The organism is Chryseobacterium sp. OSA05B (assembly GCF_019970065.1).
GTDB lineage: Bacteria > Bacteroidota > Bacteroidia > Flavobacteriales > Weeksellaceae > Chryseobacterium.
Map to the genome: position 1 here is coordinate 61,759 of NZ_JAHXYH010000002.1, position 23,024 is coordinate 84,782.

General features: G+C 39.2%; 19 protein-coding genes. 2 read left to right on the plus strand and 17 right to left on the minus strand.

All coding sequences use genetic code 11. The annotated features are described in order from the left end of the window. Window positions 1-210 precede the first annotated feature (210 nt). A complete protein-coding gene (locus LC419_RS07615; RefSeq protein ID WP_223606791.1) occupies window positions 211-3,924 on the minus strand; it encodes a BamA/TamA family outer membrane protein in 3,714 nt (1,237 codons plus the stop codon). 26 nt (window positions 3,925-3,950) lie between these two features. On the opposite strand from LC419_RS07615, the gene LC419_RS07620 reads away from it, so the two are divergent. Together LC419_RS07620 and LC419_RS07625 are read left to right on the plus strand one after the other, a co-directional pair. Beyond that, window positions 3,951-5,138 (plus strand): Pycsar system effector family protein, encoded by a 1,188-nt coding sequence (locus LC419_RS07620; RefSeq protein WP_223606792.1) that lies wholly within the window; start codon window positions 3,951-3,953, stop codon window positions 5,136-5,138. 18 nt (window positions 5,139-5,156) lie between these two features. Continuing rightward, on the plus strand, window positions 5,157-6,080 hold the full coding sequence (locus LC419_RS07625; RefSeq protein ID WP_223606793.1) for a bestrophin family protein: 924 nt from the start codon (window positions 5,157-5,159) through the stop codon (window positions 6,078-6,080). A gap of 86 nt (window positions 6,081-6,166) precedes the next feature. On the opposite strand, the gene LC419_RS07630 is transcribed toward LC419_RS07625, so the two are convergent. From LC419_RS07630 to LC419_RS07705, 16 genes are all read right to left on the minus strand, one after another. Next, window positions 6,167-8,431, minus strand: coding sequence for a GAF domain-containing protein (locus LC419_RS07630; protein ID WP_223606794.1), 2,265 nt, complete (start codon window positions 8,429-8,431; stop codon window positions 6,167-6,169). 193 nt (window positions 8,432-8,624) lie between these two features. After that, window positions 8,625-8,876 (minus strand): hypothetical protein, encoded by a 252-nt coding sequence (locus LC419_RS07635; protein ID WP_223606795.1) that lies wholly within the window; start codon window positions 8,874-8,876, stop codon window positions 8,625-8,627. Window positions 8,877-9,048: 172 nt separating this feature from the next. Next, the gene (locus LC419_RS07640; RefSeq protein WP_223606796.1) at window positions 9,049-10,434 is read right to left on the minus strand and encodes an NADH-quinone oxidoreductase subunit N; all 1,386 of its coding nucleotides are present in this window, start codon (window positions 10,432-10,434) and stop codon (window positions 9,049-9,051) included. A 99-nt stretch (window positions 10,435-10,533) separates the two neighbouring features. Then, complete coding sequence (locus LC419_RS07645; protein WP_223606797.1) at window positions 10,534-12,027, minus strand: NuoM family protein; 1,494 nt, start codon at window positions 12,025-12,027, stop codon at window positions 10,534-10,536. Next, window positions 12,027-13,940 (minus strand): NADH-quinone oxidoreductase subunit L, encoded by a 1,914-nt coding sequence (gene nuoL / locus LC419_RS07650; protein ID WP_223606798.1) that lies wholly within the window; start codon window positions 13,938-13,940, stop codon window positions 12,027-12,029. The genes LC419_RS07645 and nuoL overlap by 1 nt, the downstream gene beginning before the upstream one ends. A 3-nt stretch (window positions 13,941-13,943) precedes the next feature. Beyond that, a complete protein-coding gene (gene nuoK / locus LC419_RS07655; protein ID WP_034730724.1) occupies window positions 13,944-14,273 on the minus strand; it encodes an NADH-quinone oxidoreductase subunit NuoK in 330 nt (109 codons plus the stop codon). A gap of 4 nt (window positions 14,274-14,277) precedes the next feature. Beyond that, window positions 14,278-14,775: an NADH-quinone oxidoreductase subunit J gene (locus tag LC419_RS07660; RefSeq protein ID WP_034703568.1), complete on the minus strand. Its 498-nt coding sequence runs from the start codon at window positions 14,773-14,775 to the stop codon at window positions 14,278-14,280. Beyond that, window positions 14,775-15,332: an NADH-quinone oxidoreductase subunit I gene (locus tag LC419_RS07665; RefSeq protein ID WP_034703566.1), complete on the minus strand. Its 558-nt coding sequence runs from the start codon at window positions 15,330-15,332 to the stop codon at window positions 14,775-14,777. Before LC419_RS07665 ends, LC419_RS07660 begins: the two co-directional genes overlap by 1 nt. 110 nt (window positions 15,333-15,442) lie before the next feature. Beyond that, on the minus strand, window positions 15,443-16,507 hold the full coding sequence (nuoH, locus tag LC419_RS07670) for an NADH-quinone oxidoreductase subunit NuoH (RefSeq protein WP_223606799.1): 1,065 nt from the start codon (window positions 16,505-16,507) through the stop codon (window positions 15,443-15,445). A gap of 92 nt (window positions 16,508-16,599) precedes the next feature. Continuing rightward, window positions 16,600-17,598, minus strand: coding sequence for a 2Fe-2S iron-sulfur cluster-binding protein (locus LC419_RS07675; protein ID WP_034730719.1), 999 nt, complete (start codon window positions 17,596-17,598; stop codon window positions 16,600-16,602). 43 nt (window positions 17,599-17,641) lie between these two features. Next, the gene (locus LC419_RS07680) at window positions 17,642-18,523 is read right to left on the minus strand and encodes a hypothetical protein (RefSeq protein WP_223606800.1); all 882 of its coding nucleotides are present in this window, start codon (window positions 18,521-18,523) and stop codon (window positions 17,642-17,644) included. A gap of 5 nt (window positions 18,524-18,528) precedes the next feature. After that, window positions 18,529-19,887 (minus strand): NADH-quinone oxidoreductase subunit NuoF, encoded by a 1,359-nt coding sequence (gene nuoF / locus LC419_RS07685; RefSeq protein WP_223606801.1) that lies wholly within the window; start codon window positions 19,885-19,887, stop codon window positions 18,529-18,531. 104 nt (window positions 19,888-19,991) lie between these two features. Beyond that, window positions 19,992-20,501, minus strand: coding sequence for an NAD(P)H-dependent oxidoreductase subunit E (gene nuoE / locus LC419_RS07690; RefSeq protein ID WP_034703555.1), 510 nt, complete (start codon window positions 20,499-20,501; stop codon window positions 19,992-19,994). Window positions 20,502-20,630: 129 nt separating this feature from the next. Continuing rightward, window positions 20,631-21,854 carry an NADH dehydrogenase (quinone) subunit D gene (nuoD, locus tag LC419_RS07695; protein WP_223606802.1) on the minus strand — a complete coding sequence of 408 codons (1,224 nt, stop codon included), beginning with the start codon at window positions 21,852-21,854 and terminating at the stop codon, window positions 20,631-20,633. A 60-nt stretch (window positions 21,855-21,914) separates the two neighbouring features. Next, on the minus strand, window positions 21,915-22,409 hold the full coding sequence (locus tag LC419_RS07700) for an NADH-quinone oxidoreductase subunit C (RefSeq protein WP_223606803.1): 495 nt from the start codon (window positions 22,407-22,409) through the stop codon (window positions 21,915-21,917). Between the two features lie 5 nt (window positions 22,410-22,414). Beyond that, complete coding sequence (locus tag LC419_RS07705) at window positions 22,415-22,975, minus strand: NADH-quinone oxidoreductase subunit B (RefSeq protein WP_047454729.1); 561 nt, start codon at window positions 22,973-22,975, stop codon at window positions 22,415-22,417. Between the last annotated feature and the right edge of the window lie 49 nt (window positions 22,976-23,024).

Sequence of the window (23,024 nt, forward strand, 5' to 3'; positions counted from 1 at the left end):
TGTACAAACATATTGGGCTATGGGTGTAATGGTTTGAAGTCGTGGATGATATGAATTGGCTTTCCTAATCGTATTTACTTTATTCGTAATGATTTACAAATGAAAACAACGAATTTTTAAATTTAAATTAAATTAGAGTTAATAAATAAAATTCATCGTTCTGCATCATGAGACGCAGAATTTGTATTGAAAAATAGAAATCAGATTATTTTAAAAAGTCATCCCTACACCCGCAGAAATTCGGCCTCCATCCGAGCCGTGAAAATAATTCAATCTCGCGGAGAACATGTCTACAACGCTCATCCAGAAACCAGCTCCTACAGACTGATGCCACTTCGTAGAATCCTCATTGTCATTCCATACACGGCCGATATCATAGCCGATAAGAACCCCCATATTGGCAGGAATAATATTGTTTCTTACCCTTCCGAAATCCCAGCGGATCTCAGAATTGTTGGTAAAATAAGACTTTCCTGAGAACCTGTCATTTCTGAAAGCCCTCATTCCATTATTCCCACCGATGCTAGCTGCCTGGTAGAATTCAAAATTGTTATTGCTGATCCACATTGCATTACTGGAGTTCGCAAAAACAAAATTTCCTCTTTTGTCAAGTCGGTGATCTATGGTCAGTGTTCCATTCAGGGTAAAGAAATTCTTTTCGGTGTTGGCGAGATTGGTTTTCCAGTCTGCATTCACTAAGAATTCCAGGCCTAAAGTAGGAAAGGCATTATTATCTAAATTTTTAAAGCTGAATGTATAATTGGCTCCTGCAAATTGCTGGCTCTTGAAAACCTCAGGTCTTACGTCTGGAGACTGGTCTACAAAACGGTTTCCTTTCTGCTGAACCTTATTATCCTCAAAGGTCAGCTGGAACTGATGTTGAAGATTCATCCAGCTTTTTTTAGAGACAGACGGAGCAAAATTAAACTTGGAGATTCTCGCTCTGTTGTATTCCCTTTCCGTATTTTCTTTGTCGTATTTACTTTCATTAGACAGTCCGAAGAAGTTTTCAGCAAATCTCGGTGTCGTGTATGCGGCATCAAGATTGAAATCCCAACCCGATATGGCTTTTTTGAAGATTCCTTTATAAGCCACGTTGAATCCACCGGTTGCAGTATAAAAATTAGCCCTCAGACTATGTTTTTGGGTGTAAGGATCCCGGATGAAATTATTAACCGTATAATTAGCCAGAACACCTATGATCACCCCATCATCCGGGTTGTAATCCAAATTCGGATAACCGGCAAAGAAATTGTATTTCGGATGCTTGTAATTGTAGGTGTTGATATCGTAATCATCAGAAATGTTTTTCGTTCCGGAACCGTTGTACGTGTTTTTCTGAGATTTAAAGTCATAAATTTTCACGCTTTTTCCATCAGCGATATTGTATACATCGTGGTTATAGCCACCGACAAGTCTGATATTCATCTTTGGTCTTCCATCTCCTGAAACATCATAAATATCATCATCTTCCAGACCGTAGATCCAAAGTTCCTTCGTTTTCGAGTCATCATAGGTCTTCTCAAAAACCAATTCAGGATTTTCTTTATTCTTGTCTAATTTATACTGTTTTACCGTAACGGAATGACGGTCTTTGGTAATAACGAATTGGTCAGGATTCACCGTTCCTGCCAGAGAAACTTTTTCCTGCAGCACATCATAATACTGAGCCGCATAATCCTGCAGTTTTGTTTTTCTTATTTTTAATTTTCTCTGAATATCAGCAATAGTTTCATCCTTTACTTCTTTCGGAAGATTGGTGAAGGCATCGTCAATATCTACATCCGTAAGATGCTCCTGAATATACTTAGCCTGTGCGGTCCATTCCTCCTGAGTGGCGCCTTTTAAGAAGATAAGATCCATCGGATACGGCTCCATATTCATCCACTTCACATTTTTGATCTCTTCTTTAAAAGTTTTCATGTGACGGATGGCAGGAACATTCATAATAAGTTTGAAAGCAGCACCGTCATACTTACTGAAGGCCTGATCTCTGTCTTTCGGGATCGGTTTGTAAACCACTTTGTCACCGTCCTGATATTCTGCCCATTTCCACTGATCAGAATGTCTGTCCCAGTCGCCGATCAGCATATCAAAAAGTCTTGCTCTGATATACGATTCGCGGTCTACAGAATATTTATAATTTTTAGTGAAATTTTTCAGAACATCGTCTGTGGAAACAATGTTTTTGGCATTATCCAGTGAGGCTAACGTTTTAGGATCAGAAGAAAAACGTTCTTCGATCATGTACATTTCATCCCCGTAATTTTCATTGTATTCTCTTAAAGCATATTGCTTCGGAATGTAATATAATTTGGGGTTGCTGTGGAAAATATTCAGTTTATCCGCCATATTTCCTACTGAAAAAGGCGTAAACGGATGATTGGTTGTATAAAAATCAAGCAGGAACTTTTCAGGAAACGTATTGTTCAGCTCATTCCCGAAAGTGCTTTTTTTGAAAGCCATATTATTCAGGAAACGCACGGCACTCTTTTTTACACCACGCATTACAAATTCCTGTCCGTCCGCAGCCTTCAGTCTTAAACTGTTCGACTGGTTTCCGCCACCTTCTCTGAAAGGGGTAAATCCACCATTCAGGACAGCAAGATCTGCGGTAGGGGCGTCCACCGGAATTCCGTAATATTTTCTGTAATGTTCTCCCCAAAGCCAACGATAAACGCCTCCTTTTTGGGTAAGTTTTACAGGATAAACACTGGACTGAACTGTTCCCGGAAATGATGTTGGATAATTATTGACAAATACATCCGGTTTTGAAATCACCGAAATATGGGTAAGCTTTTTAAGATGATTATCTTTTGTAGAGAAATACTCTACGTCTGTGCTTTGATCTTTTCGGATATTAAGAACGGCAAAACCGCTGCCTCCGTAAGAAAAATCGGTCTTCTCAGCAATGGTGGAAGGATCTGTTTTAGAACCGGCACCGCTCACGATCTGTCTGATGTTTCTTTCTTCATGATACTGCAGGTTGTGATCGTGTCCGGAAACGAATATGATATTTTCTTTATCTTGAACGATACTTTTCAACCGGTTGGCCAGATCTGCATAATGCTGATTGTTGATATCTTCAAGACTTGCTCCCGAAGAACTTCTCAAAACGTTGATCACGCTGGCAACTACCGGAACCGGAATCTTGCTTTTCAAAGGATAAAGATGTGATTTCGCAGAATTGAATCCTGCGTGGGTACCACTGCTGATCACCGGGTGATGAAGGGCCACAATGATTCTTTTATCCTGATTTTTAGTCACCAGATCTTTAAACTCTGTGAAGAAGTCTTCACGGGTTTTGATGGTGCAGTTTTTATTGACGCCCGGATACTGATCCCAGTTGACCAATGCCCATTCGGTGTCTATAACGATAAGTTTAATGTCTTTTGACAAGTTGATATCATCGATACCACAGGAATTTTTAGGAAGGAACGCTTTTTTATCATTGAAGTAGGCTTTCACCAAGTCTTCCTGAGCTTTTAATCCGTCCAGGCCACTGTTCCAGTCATGATTTCCAGGAATAACGAGTGTTTTCCCTTTGAAATTTTTGGTGATGGCAAGCTGGTTTTCCAGTTTCTGTTTGGCCAGTGCATAGTCTTTGTCAGATTCCTTCGGTATTCCGTTGGGATAGATATTATCGCCAAGAAAGATCAGCATAGAGTTGCTGTCCGCAGAATCCAGTTTGTTTTTGAGTAAATTGAGGGTGTTTTGAGCCTGAGTATCGTCTGAGTTTCCGGCATCTCCAATCAGAAAAACTTTAAAATCAGTCTCAGATTTTATATCAGAATTTTTAACTTCAAATAAGTTTTTACCCTTTTTTACGTTATATGTTGCGCAGGAATACAGAACTCCTGCAGACAATACAGCTCGAAAGGCAATAGAAGTATTTTTTAAATGACTTTTAAAGGATAAATTCATAAATTTACATTAACAAAAATTCAGGAATGAGCATTTTACACAAAGCTAAAGATTATGTCGAAATCTTATTCAAAGATAGGTTATCTTCTGTATACTTTTACCATAATTTTATTCACACGACCTATACTGTCAATAAGGCCGAGGAGATCTTGCGAAATACGCCTGTATCCAAAGAAGACCAGGAAAAGGTTCTGCTGGCGCTGTGGTTCCATGATACCGGTTATATAGAATGTGCCCAGAATCATGAGGAAAGAGGAGTACAGATCCTTACCGATTTTCTGAAGCAGGAAAATTATCCTGAAACCTATATTGAAGATGTTTCTCAATTGATTCTGGCAACAAAGATCACTTATGAGCCACAGAATCTTTTGGAAAAAATTGTAAAAGATGCAGACTGCAGCCACTTTGCCAGCCACGATTACAATGATATTTCCGATGCACTGAGAAAAGAGTGGGAGCTTACCAATGTAAGATGCTTCTCCAATGAAGAATGGAATGCCGGAAATCTTGATATGCTGAAAAACAAGCATCATTATTACACCGAATACGCAAAGGAAAATTGGAATCCTCTGAAAAATAAAAATATCAAAAAGATCGAAAAGAAACTAGAAAAGGAGGAGGATAAGAAAGAGGACAAAGACAAAAAAGACAATTCGGAAAGTAAAAAAGAACCTAAGGAAGCAAAATCTGACCGCAGTGTAGATACGCTGTTCCGGGTAACTTTGAATAACCACACAAGACTGAGTGATATTGCAGACAGCAAGGCGAATATTCTTCTTTCCGTCAATGCCATCATTATTTCGGTTTGTCTATCTGTGTTGGTTCCCAAGCTGGATACGCCGAAGAATGCGCACTTGATCATTCCAAGTTTTGTCCTGTTACTTTCAAGTGTGTTGACGATCATTTTTGCGATCTTATCTACAAAACCGAATGTTACGAAAACCAGTTTTACAGCTCAGGATATCACGGAAAGGAAAGTGAATCTTCTGTTCTTCGGAAACTTTCACCAGATGATGTTCAACGACTATCACAATGCAATGAAAGACCTGATCAAAGACAGAGATTATATCTACGATTCTATGGTAAAAGACCTTTATTTCCTGGGAAAAGTTCTTGACAGAAAATACAAACTTTTATCGGTAACGTATAAGATATTTATGGCCGGAATTATTATTTCCGTGCTATCTTTCGGATATGCCTTTCTTTCTCTTTAATTAAAAAAATAAATACAGATGATTGTCAGACAGCGTGCCAATTGGCTGAAAATGTTGTTTATATGGAGAGGTTCCGTGTTGAAGAAAATAATAATTCAACTCAGTATTATTTTGCTGTTTTCGCTTTCTGTCTATTATTTAAAAGGGAAAGTTTTTGATTATAAAGTACATCTTAATCCTACCATTTTTACCCTGCTTGGCCTTGCACTGGCTATTTTCATGGGTTTCTGTAATTCCGCTAGCTATGACCGTTTCTGGGAAGGGCGTAAACTCTGGGGTTCACTTGTGATAGAAACGAGATCTTTTACAAGACAGATCCTTTCACTGGTGAATGATCCGTCTGTTACTGCGAAAGAAGAGAAAGAAAAAATCATCAAATTAATATCAGCATTCTGCTGGTCCTTAAATTATCAGTTAAGAGAGAAATCAGGGACAGAACATCTGACAAGGCTTCTTTCTCCCGAACAGGCAGAACAGCTGAAAGACAAAAAGTTTATTCCAAGCATTATTATCGGCTTTATTGCAGACTGGCTGAATGAGCAGCAACGGAAGGGAAATATAGACACCATCGTGATGACTTCCATGGACCATCAGCTGAATCAGTTTTCCAATATTTCAGGAGGATGTGAGAGAATTTTCAATACACCGCTGCCTTTTGCTTACAGTGTATTGCTTCACCGCACGGTTTATCTGTACTGTTTCTGGCTGCCTTTCGGGCTGGTGGATTCATTGGGTTGGATGATGCCGCTGATCGTTCTGCTGATCAGTTATACCTTCATTGCATTGGATGCCATTATCCAGGAGATTGGGGAGCCATTTGGAGAAGAGGAAAATGACCTGGCCCTGAACAGCATGTGCAGAACCATTGAATATTCTATTTTCGAGCAGGCCGGAATACCTCAGGGGGAGCTTAAAAAGCCTGATTCTTATTTTATAGATTGATGATTGATGAATGATGATTGAAGAATTGAAGATGGAGGCTTGAAAAGGGAGGTTCTGGAGGTTGAAAAACAAATTTAAGCCGGTTTTTATTGATTCTTTTCAATGCTTACTGATGAATTATCCAGAGAAATTCTCAGCGCCAGTAATCCCGTAATGCCCTGAAGATCTTCCACCTTCAGGAACTCCACGTCATTCTGAAGAATTCCTTTTTTCTGAAGTTTACTGATGTAGTCCAGATATTCTTTCTGGTTTTCCATACCGAAATATACGATGGTGATTTTTCCCGGACAGGTAATTCTTTCCGATGAATCTTTTACATGAGCTTTGTCCAGACGTTTTTTTACAATTTCATAATAAGAATTGTAGGCACCATCTACATCAAAACGCTTTTCATCCATTCTGAAGCGGATGTCTATTTTTTCATTGTAAACAAAAATAAGTGATGCAATATCCAGCTGGATCGGAAGATCTCTCTTGAAGTTGTGAAATTCACGCTCCATATTACAGATGGTCTTCAGCTGCCAGTACCTTAATTTATGAACTTCTTTTGAGGTATAAGTGAGTTCCGGAGCAATATTGTGTCCGATGTACAGATTGTGCTCCACACCGTCAGATTTAAACCTTTCAAAATAATGCGGGAAGATCTGCTGGGCCTTTACCTGACCTTCATCCAGCATATCAGCAAGTTTTCTGTTCACCAGTGTGATAGAATCATCCAGACTTTTTCTGTTGGCATAAAACAGGTCGGTTTGTGTAAAAACCTGCACAAAATAATCCTTGATCTTATTCTTAATTTGGGCATCCGTTTTCAGCTCCAGTTTTCCCTGAAGATAAGGATGGATTTCTTCTCTTAGGAATCTTTGAAAGCGCTGTTCCGTATCTGCTTTGATTTCGTTGTTCAGCTCATTCTCGAAAACATCCAGTGCCAAAAGATATTTCTCCGAATCCGAATTGATTATCGTGAAAATATCATGAAGACTTTCCAATTGCTGGTTGAGGTCTTCCAGCATCAGATTGAAACGTTTTTCAGAAGAAGAACGGATATCAGAAAAACCAAATAATGGCGTCAGGTTTTTAAAAGAAATCTGCTTCAGTGTATACATTTTCTTTCCGAGTGAAGCATTGAAATATTTCTCCGCTTCATTCCTGAATTTCCATACCACACTGTCGTGGATGGATGTATATTCACGCTGGATAATCGCTTCTATCTGGTAGTTTTTCTCAAAACTGAATCTGTTCAGGGAGAACAGAATCATATCGGTGAAAAACTCCATTTTTTTCAGCTTTAATCCGTTAAAACTATTGGCTTGCGGAGAGGTGAATTCCATGATGGCCAACAATTCATTATCCTTCATGATGGGAATCACCATAAAGCTGTTGATATTGTTATCCCTTAAAATACTGAAAGAGGGAAGTGATTTGATATCGTCATCCAGATTGCTGACATTGGAAATGACAATCGGTCTGGAGTTGTGGTTTAAATTTGTGAATGTATTCTTTCGGGTTTCCTCATCAAATGCATTGATCCAGAAATCCAGAACGTGATGGGTGAACACATTTTCGTAAATCGGCAATCTGCCCAGTTTCTGATCTTTTTTATCGAACAGCATCAATCCGAAATTGAGTTCCGGGACATCAAAATAAGACTTGAAAATTTCCACGAGGTTTTCGTCGGGACTTAAATCTTCCGGATCGATTTCTATCATACTCGATTTAAGATCTGATAAAGCTACCTCTGATGTACAATCTACCAGAGAAATGATGGTGAAACCTTTCAGAACCCATGATTTTGACGGGAAATATTTTTTCCACAGCTTGAAATCATCCAGATTTTCGAGCAGCATATCCAGTACATCATCCGTCGGAATTTTTGCCTCTTCGGTAGGGTAAATTTCTGTGAAATCTGAATTGACCGTAATCTTATAATGTTTCATGATTCCCAGCCTGTTGGGGATATCATAATAAAGAGGCATGGTACTTTTTATATCTCTTTTGAAATAACTCTGAAGAATGAGACAGCAGCAGAAGACGTAAAATTCATCGTCGCCGATATTTCTCAGCTCTATTTCAAAGTCCTTTCCGGCGTCTTTAAGGATATCTTTAAATCTTTCGGTATAGTTGAAAGTAGTTTTGGAAAGCGGAAAACTGGCCGCCTTAATTTCATTGCGTGTAAGACCGGTAGGGAAGAGATCTGCAAGCAGCTGCCTGATGAGGTCTTCATGTTTTTCGAGAAGTGCTTCATCCAGGAATCCGTCTCTGAGCTCAGGAAATTTTTTTGTCCTTTCAATTAAAGATTCAGCATAATTGACCCTGTACTCGAAACGGTCGTTGTACCGTATATGTTCAAGCACATCCAAATATTTTTTGAATGATATAAGAACCTGAAATGGAGCGTCTTTTTTGTAAAGATTGGCCAAGAGCTGAAATTTAAAGTAAAGTTATGAAAAAAACACCACTTGCAAATGGGCTTTGGATTGGTGAAAATGATCTTTTGGAACCGCTTTGTTTATTTTTCTTAAACAATAGGCAGAAATAGATAGAACATTATCTGTTGCCGCTTTTCTTTTTGAAAAATTCTGCAGTTTTATGAAAAAGATTAGGATAAAATTCTGATGTTCCGATCTTTAATTCTTTAGTGACCGGAAATAGAAATTTCATTAAAGGAACAGAAAATATGAGCGCAAAAGGGAGAACGAACATTCTGTAATTCGCAGTGTCCTTTTGGTCTTTATTGACGAAAAATACAAGGGCTGCGATGAGCAGGGCAGTAAGTAGGGTGATAAGGATTTTTTTCATGGTGATTAATAGGTACTCAAATTTAAGTGTTTTCAGGGAGATTTAAAATAATAATTCTGCATTTCATAATCATGTTATGTTGATAAAGTTTATTTCTAAGTTCTTTCCATTGTCTTTCACAAAAAAAAGCACAACTGAAAAGTTGTGCTTTGTATATTTTTACAGGAGAATCTTACAATCCGAACTGTCTTGCGAACAGATCCGGGAAAACTCCCAATGCGATAATAGATGCTATTACAAATACCGCTACGATATTGTAGGTAAGGGTTACTTTTTCTGAAGATTTGAATGTGGAATCTTTAAAGAAGAACATTGAAATAATCAGTCTCAGATAATAAGCAATAGATACTGCAGAACCCAGTACGGCTACCAATACCAAGAAAACACCATGCTTAGAATTCATTGCCTGGGAGAATAAAGCAAATTTCCCCATAAATCCAGCTGTAAGTGGAACCCCTGCCATTGAAAGCATAGAGATAGCCGCTACTGTAGCCAATAAAGGTTCTGATTTTGCCAATCCTTTGAATGCTCCGAAAGACGTTTCTCTCTTTAATTTCTCTACATAAATCAGGCACATGAAAACGCCTACTGTAGATAACGCGTAAGCGAATAGATAAAATGCCAGGTTATACGTAGAAAGGCTTGTCATTCCGAAGAATACCAATCCGATGTATCCAGCGTGAGATACAGAAGAGTAAGCCAGCATTCTTTTGGCATTCGTCTGGGCAAGACCCATTACGTTGGCTAAAAGCAATGTGATAATTAAGAATACTCCAAAAACATTAATCCATTGTTCCGTTACTCCTCCAAATCCGATGGTCATTAATCTGAATAAAGCAAAGAATCCTGAGATCTTTACCACACTCGCCATGAATGCCGTAATCAGTGAAGGAGAGCCTGCATATACATCAGGACTCCACATGTGGAAAGGGGCTAATGCTACCTTGAATGCCAAAGCACAAAGAATAAGCAGAACACCTAAAATGAACATAACGTCCTTCGGATTTTTAACTCCAAAATCCTGTATTTTATACAAGTCAAAGCTTCCGGTACTTCCGTAGATAAATGCGATCCCGAACAGTAAGAAACCTGTGGCGAACGCACCCATTAGGAAATATTTGATCGAAGCTTCGTTTGATCTTAAATCAGTTTTGTTGGCACCGGCCATTACATATAAAGGGATGGAAAGAATTTCTACTCCCAAGAAAAGAGTAACCAAATTCTGGAATCCGAAAAGGACGATCCCTCCGCATAATGCAAAAAGCATCAGTGCATATAATTCTGACTGGTGGCTTCTGTGATTGCTGAACGCAAAACCTCCCAGGAAGAATAACAATAAGGTTGTTACAATAGAAATTTTGGTGAATAACGCCGTATTTGCAGTGTACTCATACATATGTCTGTACTTTTCGAAGAAAGCACATTCAGGTAAGAAGCTTACATATAATGCGATGATCAATCCTAAAATCCCAATGTATCTTGCGAATTTTCCTTGTTCAAAAACTCCCGAAAATAACGCAATAACTGCCGTTAGGAAAACAATAATTAAAACACTCATAATATAGATTTGAGATGTGAGACATGAGAGCTGAGATACAATTTCTGATTTCTCATTTCCTAATCTCTTAATTTTTTAATTTTTAAATCTTTTAATCTTCTAATTAGCCATTGCTGTGTAAATAAACTTCAGCGAACTGCTCACCATATCGATCACCGGCTGTGGGAAAATCCCCAACAGGATCACGAAAACCGCTAAACTTGCCAATACAGAAAATTCAACAGCTGATAAATCTTTAGCTGTACTTAGAACGGCTTCGTCTCCTTCTCCGAACATTGCTTTTCCGTAGAATCTCAACAGGTAAACCGCACAAAGAATTACAGTAAGACCTGCAATCACTGCCGCCAGTCCGTTGAAATCATATACTGATTTCAGCAAGATAAATTCTCCGATGAATCCATTGGTTAATGGAACTCCCATTGAACCTAATATAATAATCAGGAACAACACGGCAAACTTAGGAGCCACTTTCGCTAAACCTCCCATTTGTCTGATGTCTCTTGATTTAAATCTCTTGTATAAAATATCACAACAGTAGAATAGTCCCACTACGTTGATACCGTGAGCAAATGTCTGTACCAATGCGCCTTCAGCTCCTTCAATATTGAATGTTCCTCTTAACGTGATCACTGCAGAAGAGAAAATCCCTGCCACCATTAATCCTACGTGAGAGAAAGAAGAATACGCGATGATTCTCTTCATATCGGTCTGGATGATCGCGATGAGAGCACCGTGAACAATTCCTACGATAGCCAAGATAATTACGATCTGTCCTGAAATTCCTGCAATAGGAAGCGGAGTGATCGGAAGCAAATAACGGATAACCCCATACACCGCCATCTTCAGCATGATCCCTGATAAAAGCATGGATCCCTGAGTAGGAGAGTAGGTATACGTATCAGGCTGCCACGTATGGAAAGGGAATACCGGTAATTTCACTGCAAATGCAAAGAAAATAAACCAGAATACCACCGTCTGCTGTACCTCATTAAGCTGAGCATTATATAAATCTGTTAAAGCGAATGATGCAGAGTGGTTGTACACATAGATCAATCCGGCTAACATGAATAACGACCCAACGAATGTATAAACGAAGAATTTCGTAGTGAATTCAAATCTTTTATTTTCCTGGCCCCAAAGTCCGGCGATAAACCAGATCGGAATCAGGGTTACTTCCCAGAAAATGTAGAACAACAGTCCGTCTAAAGAAGTGAACACCCCAACAAGACCGAACTGCATCAGCAGAATCAGGCCGTAGAATGTATTTCTGTAGCTTACATTTTCGTTAAACGAAGATAAAATAATGATGGGTGTTAAGATATTGGTCAACAGTAAAAGCAGCAGACTCATTCCGTCAATCCCGAAATGAAGCGAGCTTTTAATAAATTGTGACCAAGGGTAGTTGATCTCGTGCTGCAATACACTGTCTACCGTTGGATTAAAATCAAAATCCGCTACGATATAAAATGTAATAAGCATTTGGATCAAAGCTATTCCTAGCGCCAAATATTTGCTGGATTTATTTTTCCATGCAAAAACTAATCCCGAACCTACTAGAGGTAATAGTAATAATGTTAATAATAAACCAGACATTATTGTAATATAAAGTTAACAATCAGTATAATTCCCACTGCTAAAGACATGATAAGAATATAAGTCTCTACATTTCCGTTCTGGATACGCTTCATCGCTTTTCCGCTGTCTTCAGCGCCTTCGCCTACGAAGTCTACAAAACGGTCTAAGATCCCTTTATCAAACATCTTTCCTCCGCGTCCTAATCCTTCAACAGTTTTTACAATCAATGCATTGTAAAGTTCGTCTACATATAATTTCTTAGCAGAAAGTTTCTCCCATCCGGTATAGCTTTCTTCTGCCAGAGCCATTTTTTTCTTTTTCACGTAGGTATTTTTTACGATAAACCATACGGAGAAGAACATCAGCACTGTAGCGCCTAATAAGATCATTTCAGTCCCAAAAGGAACTCCCGAAAGAGTTGCTTCCATTTGTTTGTAGCTCTGCTCGGTAAGAACAGGCTTCAGCCATTCCATTAGTTTCGCATAATGACCGTGTCCGATGAAGTGAGGAAGGTTAATGAAACCTCCAAGCACAGAAAGGATAGCCAGCACGATTAACGGAAGGGTCATATTAGACGGGCTTTCGTGTAAGTGATGTTTCTGATCTTCCGTACCTCTGAATTCTCCGTGGAATGTCAGGTAGTACAGTCTGAACATATAGGTGGCAGTCATAGCCGCTAAAACAAATAAGATCACCCAGTACATTGGGTTTTTAGCGAATGCTGCTACTAAAATTTCGTCTTTTGAGATCATCCCTGATAATAAAGGGAAACCTGAGATCGCCAATGTTCCGATAAGGAAAGTAGCGTGGGTAATAGGAATGTATTTTTTCAGACCTCCCATGAAACGCATATCCTGCTCGTTGCTCATCGCGTGGATCACAGAACCTGCTCCCAGGAATAATAGTGCTTTGAAGAATGCGTGTGTCATTACGTGGAACATCGCTGTAGTATAAGCTCCCAATCCTAAAGCAATGAACATAAATCCAAGCTGTGAAACGGTAGAGTAGGCCAATACTTTTTTGATGTCGTTCTGACGAAGTGCATAGAATCCAGCCAAAGCAGCTGTTAAGAATCCGATGAATAAAATTCCTCCCTGAACCGTAGGTGCCAAAGTAAATAAGAAGTTTGATCTTACCACTAAATAGATACCTGCCGTTACCATCGTTGCCGCGTGGATCAACGCTGATACTGGAGTAGGACCGGCCATCGCATCCGGTAGCCATGTATATAAAGGAACCTGAGCAGATTTACCGGTAGCTCCGATAAATAAACTGGCCGTAATAAAGATAATTACTGTTCCGTCTAATTCAAATTTTGAAGAGTTTTGTGCTACGGTAAGGAAATCCACTGCATTGGTCTGAGCCGCGATCATGAAGATCCCGATCAGTAACGCAAGGTCACCAATTCTGTTCATGATGAAAGCTTTTCTTGCCGCTTTACCATATTCTTCGTTGGTATACCAGAATCCGATCAACAGGTAAGAACAAAGACCTACACCTTCCCATCCGATGAACAGGATCAGGTAGTTGCTTCCCATTACTAAAAGCAGCATCGAGAAGATGAAAAGATTCAGATAAGTAAAGAACTTATAGAAACCTTTGTCGTGGCTCATATATCCGATAGAATATAAATGGATCAGGGATCCGATACCTGTGATGATCATCACCATCATTAATGAAAGCTGATCAATCTGGAATCCGAAATTGATCTGAACCCCGTTTACTGTAAACCACTCGAAAGCTTTTACGATGACAGGCTGACTTTCAGAATCAAATTTCATGAAAAGACTTACCGCGATACAGAATGATCCGAAAACCATTGCTGTAGCCAGAGAGCCTACAAATATTTTTGGAAGATTTTTCCCGAATAAACCGTTAATAAGAAACCCTAATAGTGGTAAAAGTACTATTGCATACACTAAATTTTCCATTCCTTATCCTCTTAATTTATTAAATATACTTACATCCACAGAACGGGTATTTCTATATAGCATAGCAATAATTGCCAGACCTACCGCAACTTCAGCGGCGGCTACCACCATAATGAAGAAAACTAAAAGCTGTCCGTCTCCGTTTCCTTTATACGCTGAAAAAGCAGCCAATAAAAGGTTTACAGAATTCAGCATAAGCTCTACACAGCCCAAAATAACAATAGCGTTTTTTCTCAACAATACTCCCAATACTCCCAGACAGAACAATACTGATGAAAGCATGATGAAATAGTTAAGAGGGACGCTTTGTATAAATGTATTTACTTCTCCCATAATTTTATAAATCTTTTTTACCGATTAATACCGCACCTACAATACCTGCCAAAATAAGGATGGATGCAAGCTCAAACGGTAAAACATATTGATTAAACAAAAGTCTGCCCAGATTTTTCGTAAGACCTACACCCTTGTCTACATTTTCAACAACAATGTGATTGTCCTGAACGCCTCTGAATACGCCTAAAACTCCAATTAATAAAAGACCGGCCGTAAAAACTCCAACAAATTTTAAAGTATTGTTCTTCTTACTTTCGTCTTGTTTATTAAGGTTAAGCATCATCAGGATATAAAGGAATAATACCATGATGGCTCCTGCGTACACTATGATCTGAATGATTGCAAGGAACTGGGCATTCAGAAGAATGTACATTCCCGCAATTGAAAACATCGTAACAATTAATGACAAAATAGCATAGAGCGGATTTCTTGCAAATACAAAATACACTGCACTAGCTACTGCTAAAAACGCCACCAAGAAAAATAAAAACTGATCCATTATTTTACCGCATTTTTTTGTTTCTCGGATTGTCTTGTTGTAATGTCAATCCTTTCATTTATTTTTTCAACCAATTTGTCTTTTCCATAGATGAAAGATCCTCTGTTGGTTTCTACATCCACCAATCTGTCTGTAAGATAGATCGCAGATTTAGGACAGGCTTCTTCACACATCCCGCAGAAAATACATCTCAGCATATTGATTTCGTATACTGATGCATATTTTTCTTCTCTGTAAAGACCTTTTTCCTCCTTCGTTCTCTCTGAAGCCGTCATGGTGATGGCTTCTGCAGGACAGGCTACGGCACAAAGTCCACAGGCTGTACATCTTTCTCTGCCTTCTTCGTCTCTTTTCAGAACGTGCTGACCTCTCCAGATCGTGGTTCTGGGTTTCTGTACTTCCGGATATGAATATACTGCCGGAGCACCTTTTATCACGGTTCTTACAGCATGCTTAAAGGTAATCCCCATCCCTGTAAAAATAGCAGGAAGGTAGATTTTTTCAGCAAGGGTCATTTCTTTGTTGGAAACAACTTTTGATCTGTTTGTAAGTTTCATTTAATTATAGATGTTAGATGTTAGACGTTAGATGTTAAAAGATGGAAGTAGGTTTATTTGCCGCATCACCATATTATCACATCATCACATCATCTCATTTTCAAATTATTCTAGTTGGCAAATGCTAAAATTACAGCACCTGTAATCAATAGGTTTACTAATGCCATTGGGATAAGCGTTTTCCATCCTAAGTGCATCAATTGGTCATATCTAAATCTTGGAAGCGTCCATCTGATCCACATAAAGATCAGAATTCCGATTACCGTTTTCGTTAAAAATGCTACGATGCTCAGGATTCCGGCAGCGTTTTCACCCCAGTTCTGAGTAACCCATTCAATTCCAGGATAGTTGTAACCACCGAAGAAAAGAACGACCATGAAAGCATTGGAGATAAACATGTTCACATATTCACCGAACATATACAGTCCTAATTTCATTGAAGAATATTCCGTAGAATATCCTGTTACCAATTCAGATTCACACTCCGGTAAATCGAAAGGGTGCCTGTTCGTCTCTGCCAAAGCAGCTACAAAGAATACAAGGAAAGCGATTGGCTGATAGAAGATGTTCCAGTTCATACCGGAAACCCATGGAATAACTCCCCATAATTTTCCAGTCGTCTGACTTTCCGTAATTTCTTTTAAATCCAAACTTCCCGTCATCATAATGATAGAAAGTAATGCCAGTCCCATCGCCAATTCGTAAGAGATCATCTGTGAAGAAGCACGGATAGCACCTAATAATGAATATTTGTTATTCGAAGCCCAACCTCCGATCATGATTCCGTATACACCGATTGAGGCCATTCCGATGATGAAAAGTACCCCAACGTCGATGTTGGCAACCTGTAAATCAAAAGAAGTACCTGCAATATTTAAACTTTTACCCCAAGGAATAACCGCTCCTGTGATCAATGAAATAAACATAACCAATGCCGGTCCCAATACGAAAAGAAACTTTTCAGCATTGGCAGGGGTAAAGTCTTCTTTAAAGAAAAACTTTCCACCGTCGGCCAGTGGCTGCAGTAGTCCGAAAGGTCCGGCTCTGTTGGGACCAATTCTATCCTGCATGATAGAGGCAACTTTTCTTTCAGCCCAGGTAGAGTAGGCGGCTATCGTAAGAGACAGCAGGAAAAGTGCTAGTACAAGTATAAGTTTAAATGTTAGTAAATCCATTTTTTATTTAGATGTTAGATATTAGAAGTTAGATGTTGGAGGATAGAGATTAATCATCGTATCACCCCATCATCACATCAACTCATTATCAATTATTTTTCGTCTTTTTCACTGATTTCTTTTGCCATAGGATTGTCTAAAACTCTTAGCTCATCCTTAGGTTTTTCGTAGTGGTTCAATGAAATTACCGAGTGTCTGTCGATATGTCTAGGACCTTCAATATTCCAGTCTGAAAGTTCTTTTCTTTCGAAACGACAGGTATCACAGATGAATTCTTCCACTTCACCCCACTGATCTTTTCTGGCGGTAACTCTTACAATTTCGTCACCTTTCATCCAAACTACGGCTTTTCCTGAACATTTATCACATTTGCAGGTTGCATTCATTGGCTTTGTAAACCAAACTCTGCTTGCAAAACGGGAAGTTCTGTCTGTTAATGCACCTACCGGGCAAACATCGATAACATTTCCGATAAAGTCATTATCTAAAGCTTTATTTAAATAAGTAGAAATTTCAGCATGATCTCCTCTGAAAAGAATACCATGTTCTCTTTCACCTGTTAACTGATTGGCTGCCAGTACACATCTTGCACAAAGAATACAACGGTTCATATTCAACTTGATATTCGGACCAAGATCGTCTGCTTCGTAAGTATTTCTTTCAAATTCAGTTCTTGTCTCAAGGTTTCCGTGCTCGTAGCCAAGATCCTGAAGGTGGCATTCACCGGCCTGGTCGCACACAGGGCAGTCCAGAGGGTGGTTCACCAATAAGAATTCGGTAACGGCTTTTCTACCTTCCTGAGCTTTTTCAGAAGAAAGATTTTTCACTTCCATACCGTCCATTACGTTAGTTCTGCAACTAGCAACTAATTTAGGCATAGGGCGCGGATCTGCTTCAGATCCTTTCGAAACTTCGACTAAGCAAGTTCTACATCTCCCTCCACTGGTTTCCAATTTGCTGTAATAGCACATTGCAGGAGGTACAGATTTTCCACCGATTTGTCTGGCAGCTTCCAAAATAGAAGTCCCAGGCAAAACTTCAGTAGTCTGTCCGTCTATAGTTATTTTGAATTTTTTAACCTCTTCGCTCATATTCTATGCTTTCGCTTATGCTTTTAAGGCGTTAAGCTATATTTTAATTATACTTCTTCGTGTTAAATGTATACCCGACTCCTGCAAGGACCTGCCCGAAAACAAAATCCTGACGTGCTTTATCCGGCTTGTTATTCAATGTAGTCTTGATGTCCCACATATTGATATATCCGGCTTTAGCCTCTGCTCTGATCATCCAGTTTTTCCAGAAAACCATGTTAAGACTGGTTCTAAGGTCGGTTCCCATACCTGCAACGTGAAATCGGTCGCTTCTTTCATTTCCGAAAAGCTTGATATTACTTTTTGGAAACATCACCCCGATTCCCGCTCCATAAGACCATACTAAATCTATATTTTTTTTATGAATAAGATTTTTGTATTTCTCAATACCTAAATTTTCATAATTCAATCCGTCCGTATGCTCGAAAGTAAGGAACTGGCTGTCGGCTAAATTAACCTGTCCATTCTGTACCATTCCTGCATATTTTGGATCTGAAATAGTTCCTGAAAAATCAACCGTCTGGTCCTGTTTCATTACATATTTCATATGATCGATCCCTAAAACTATAGCCAGGTTATCTTTTATAAAATATCCCAGTCTGAAGTTATACTGTGTTACGGTAAACCAGCTTGGATCGATATAAACGATTCCGAACTTGGTAGGTTTATCTCTTGCCTGTACATTATTCAACTGAAAATCGTAACCGTTTCCTGTGAAATGGATATCAGAATTGCTGAAAGCGCCTCTGTTCCATCCGTAAAAAACAAATACCTGACCTTTTTTACTTAAGGGTAAGGGCTTTTCTTTCTTTTCAGCTTTGTATGGAGCTACCTCCAGTTTATATTCTTTGTCTAATGTATCTTTTTTAACTTGCCCGAAAGCAAAACCCGACACCATTAAGCCAGCAACTAATAACTTCTTCATTTCAGCTATGCATTTTTTTCAACAGCAGGAATAGGATCTGCATAATGTGCCAATCCATAATTTTGTGTCTGAGATAATTCAGGGTTTTTCACGTGCCATTCGAACTCGTCTCTGAAGTGACGGATCGCTGCTGCAACAGGCCAGGCCGCTGCATCTCCTAATGGGCAGATGGTATTTCCTTCAATTTTTCTCTGTATATCCCAAAGAAGGTCGATGTCTTCCATTTTTCCTTCTCCTTTTTCTATTTTCTTCAGGATTTTGTGCATCCATCCTGTTCCTTCACGGCAAGGCGTACACTGTCCACAGCTCTCGTGATGATAAAATCTCGCTAAAGTCATGGTATGTTCTACGATACACTGGTCTTCATCCAAAACAATGAAACCACCTGAACCCATCATGGTTCCGGTAGCGAAACCACCGTCTGCCAATGATTCATAGTTCATGTATCTTGGTTCTCCGTTTACCGTTCTTAATAATAAATTAGCAGGAACAATCGGTACTGAGCTTCCTCCAGGGATACAAGCTTTTAATTTTTTTCCGTCTTTAATTCCACCGCAGTATTCATCAGAATAAATGAATTCCTCAACCGTAATGGTCATATCGATTTCGTAAACTCCGGGTTTGTTGATATTTCCACAAGCCGAAATCAATTTTGTTCCTGTAGATCTTCCTACCCCGATTTTAGCATATTCAGCTCCAGTCATATCAATGATCGGAACGATAGCCGCGATAGATTCCACGTTGTTTACCACCGTTGGTCTTTCCCAAAGTCCTTTTACAGCCGGGAATGGTGGTTTTAGCCTTGGATTTCCTCTTTTCCCTTCAAGGGATTCAAGCAATGCAGTTTCTTCCCCGCAAATATAAGCTCCTCCTCCTCTCTGAACATAGATTTCCAGATCGTAACCTGTTCCAAGAATATTTTTACCTAAAAATCCTGCTGCTTTAGCTTCTTCAATGGCTTCTTCCAAAATATCCGGGATCCATGAGTATTCTCCACGGATGTAGATATAAGAAACGTTTGAACCTAAAGTAAACGATGAAATAAGCATCCCCTCGATCAGTAAATGAGGAAGAAATTCCATCAGATATCTGTCCTTGAAAGTTCCAGGCTCAGATTCATCGGCATTCACAACCAGGTGTCTTGGAACGCCTTCCGGTTTTGCCAGAAAGCTCCATTTCATCCCTGTTGGGAATCCTGCTCCACCACGTCCACGAAGTCCAGAAGCTTTTACTTCTTCAAGAATTTCGTCAGGTGTCATTTTCAAGGCTTTTTCAGCTGCGGTGTAACCTCCCTGTTTACGGTAAGTTTCAAAGTAGCGAATACCTTCTATATGTGCGTCTTTAAGTAAAAGTTTTTTACTCATTGTTTTGTTATGCTTTTAGCTGTAGGCTTATGGCTTCTAGCTTTTTATAATTATTTAAAAATTAACTGATTTTAAAATCCATAATTCAGGATTCAAAATCTTTATTAGTCCAAAGCAACCTGTCCCTGTCTGCAAAGATCAAGGATTTCGTCTACTTTTTCTATCGTTAAATTTTCATGAAAGAATTTCCCCAGCTGAAGCATCGGTGCGTATCCGCAAGCTCCAAGACATTCAGCAGGTTTTAGGGTAAACATTCCGTCTTCGGTAGTTTCTCCGTCCTTAATGTTCAGTTTGGTTCTGATATGATCAAGGATTTTTTCGCTTCCACAAACCATACAAGGTCCTGTTCTGCATACTTCCAAAACATATTTACCAACCGGCTTCATATTGAACATGGTATAAAAAGTAGCTACTTCATATACTTCAATTGGCTTAATACTTAATAATTCAGCAACATAATCCATCACAGGAACGTCTAACCATCCTCCGAATTCTTTCTGTGCTAAGTGAAGTACAGGAAGAAGAGCAGACTTTTGTCTTCCCTCAGGATATCTTGCGATAATTTTGTGTACCTGTTCTAAACTTTCCGGTTTAAAAGCTATTGTTTCGCTCATTTTTTATCTAAGATTAAAGAGTAAAGAACAAAGAAAAAAGATTCTGAAGTCCGTTATTCTAAATTCGTATTTATATTGGGTTGAAGAAAGTCTTTTATCTTTCTTCTTTTATCTTTTTTGTCTAATGTATTATGCGTCTAATTCTCCCGCAATAATATTCATACTACACATCGTAACGATTGCGTCTGAAATTACAGAACCTGTAATCATTTCAGGATAAGCCTGATAGTAGATGAAGCATGGTCTTCTGAAATGAAGTCTGTAAGGGGTTCTTCCTCCGTCGCTCACCAAATAAAATCCTAATTCTCCGTTTCCACCTTCTACAGCATGGTAAACTTCTCCTTTAGGTACTTCAGTTTCTCCCATAACGATCTTAAAATGGTAGATCAAAGCTTCCATTTTCTTGTAAACATCTGCCTTTTCAGGAAGATAGAAGTCAGGAACATCCGCGTGGAATGGCCCTTCAGGAAGATTTTCGTATGCTTGTTTGATGATTTTAAGTGATTCCCAGATTTCCTGCTGACGAACCATGAAACGGTCGTACGTATCACCTGCAGTTCCTACAGGAATGATAAAGTCGAAATCCTCGTAAGAAGAATAAGGCTGTGCAACTCTTACATCATAATCTACTCCTGCTGCACGTAAGTTCGGACCTGTAAAACCATAGCTTAATGCTCTTTCGGCAGAAATTGCTCCTGCACCGATGGTTCTGTCCATAAAGATTCTGTTTCTTTCCAGTAAAGTTCCGAATTCTTTGAATCTTGCCGGGAAAGTTTTTAAGAAATCCTGTAGTAACTCATGGAATTTCGGGGTGAAATCTCTTTCAAATCCTCCGATTCTTCCCATATTCGTCGTCATTCTCGCTCCGCAGATCTGCTCGTACATATCGTAAATACGCTCTCTTTCGATGAACATATAGGTAAGACCTGTAATCGCTCCAGCATCCATTCCGGTTACCCCGTTACAGATCAGGTGATCTCCGATTCTGGCTAATTCCATTAAAATAACACGCATATAATCTACACGCTTTGGAACTTCTATGCCGATCAGCTTTTCTACTGTCATATGCCAACCAAGGTTGTTGATAGGTGCTGAGCAGTAATTCATACGGTCGGTAAGCGTCGTGATCTGAGCATAATTTCTTCTTTCGGAAATTTTCTCAAATGCTCTGTGGATGTATCCTACCGTTTGCTCTGCGTGAAGGATTCTTTCTCCGTCCATCGTTAAGATATTCTGGAAAATCCCGTGGGTAGCAGGGTGGGTAGGTCCTAAATTGAGGGTGTACAGCTGCCCGTCAATCTGCTCCTTACTGTCGTACTGGTTAAGTATATTAGATAATGAGTTATCTTTCATAATGATTGCTTTAGCTATTTGCTTCCGGCTATTGGCTAGCTGCCATTGGCCATTCGCTTTTTATCTTCCGAACATATTATCGTCCTTATCTGTTCTTGTTCCATCTTCCAGACGGTATTCCTTCAACATGGGATGGTATCCGAGATCTTCCATATTCAGGATCGCTCTCAGGTCAGGATGTCCTTTGAATTTAATTCCATAGAAATCAAACGTTTCTCTTTCCATCCAGTTCGCTCCGGCAAATAATTCTACAAGAGAATCTACTTCAATATTTTCTCTGGACATGAAGATCTTCAGACGTAATCTGAAATTAGCCATCATATTATGCAGGTGATAGATGACACCAATCTCCTTTTCAGGAAACTCAGGGTAATGAATACCGCAGATATCAGTAAGGAAATTAAATTCCAGTGATGAATCTCTTAAATAATGAATGATTTTTTTGATGTCATCCTTCTTCACTTCAATCGTCAGCATTCCATAAGGTTCTGAACTTGAAATCACAGAATCCGGAAATTCTCTTGTAATGGCTTCTAGTACAAATTCGTTTGTCATTTCCCTTAGTTGCTTATGTTGTAAGAATCTAGTAATTTCTGGTATTCAGGCATATCTCTTCTTCTGATGCTTTCGCTTTCGCAAAGAGCCTGAACCTGCATTACGCCTTCAATGATCTGCTCCGGTCTTGGAGGACATCCCGGAACGTAAACGTCCACCGGAATAATTTTATCGATTCCCTGTAATACAGAGTACGTGTCAAAAATACCACCGCTGGATGCACAAGCACCAACAGCCACCACCCATTTCGGCTCAGCCATCTGAGTGTAAACTTCTTTTAGGACCGGTCCTAATTTTTTAGATATCGTTCCACAAACCATTAGCATATCTGCCTGTCTTGGAGAGAAAGAGTTTCTTTCCATACCAAATCTTGAAGCATCATACGTAGGGTTCAGGGTAGCCATAAACTCGATACCACAACAAGAGGTTGCAAATGGTAAAGGCCATAGAGAAAACTTTCTGGCCATCCCGATCACACTGCTCAGTTTCGTTGCGAAAAACCCTTCTCCTTCAAATCCTTCGGGAGCAGGTGCATCTGTTCTTATTACTGGTTTTTTATCTGACATTTTTATTAAATATTTAAAGATTCAAACATTTAAAAATTTAAAAACTGAT